1 protein-coding gene is annotated in these 330 nt (G+C 47.0%); it reads right to left on the bottom strand.

Features of this window, described 5'->3' with window-relative positions:
- Window positions 1-304, bottom strand: a 304-nt coding sequence (locus tag QWI17_RS00345) for a LysR family transcriptional regulator substrate-binding protein (RefSeq protein WP_302720514.1), incomplete at its 3' end; no start/stop codon positions are given.
- Window positions 305-330: the final 26 nt, after the last annotated feature.

Genomic DNA, 330 nt, shown 5'->3' with positions numbered 1-330 from the left:
CGTTTTCGGCCCACTCAAAGCCAATTGATCTTTGATAGCGCTCTTCGGCCAGAGGTACTGTCACAATGCGCGATGAAGCATAGTGTGCTGGTACTATCGCCAGGCCAATATCTGCTTCGACCAGTGCCAGTGCCCGATCGTCCTGATTAGTTACGTATGCCATATTCAGTTGTACATCATGCTGCTTCATAAGGTTTTGAATAATGAGCCGGTGCTCGCAGTGGCTGCGACCGATAAACAGTTCATTGTTTAAGTCAGTAATACTAATTACTTTCGATCGGCTGAGGTGGTGTCTGCGAGACATAGCAACCAGATAGGGTTCTGAAAATA

It is taken from the genome of Gilvimarinus gilvus, from assembly GCF_030518155.1.
GTDB classification, from domain to species: Bacteria; Pseudomonadota; Gammaproteobacteria; order Pseudomonadales; family Cellvibrionaceae; genus Gilvimarinus; species Gilvimarinus gilvus.
The sequence above is the reverse complement of the archived record's forward strand: the minus strand, read 5'-3'. Positions and strand labels throughout refer to the sequence as shown.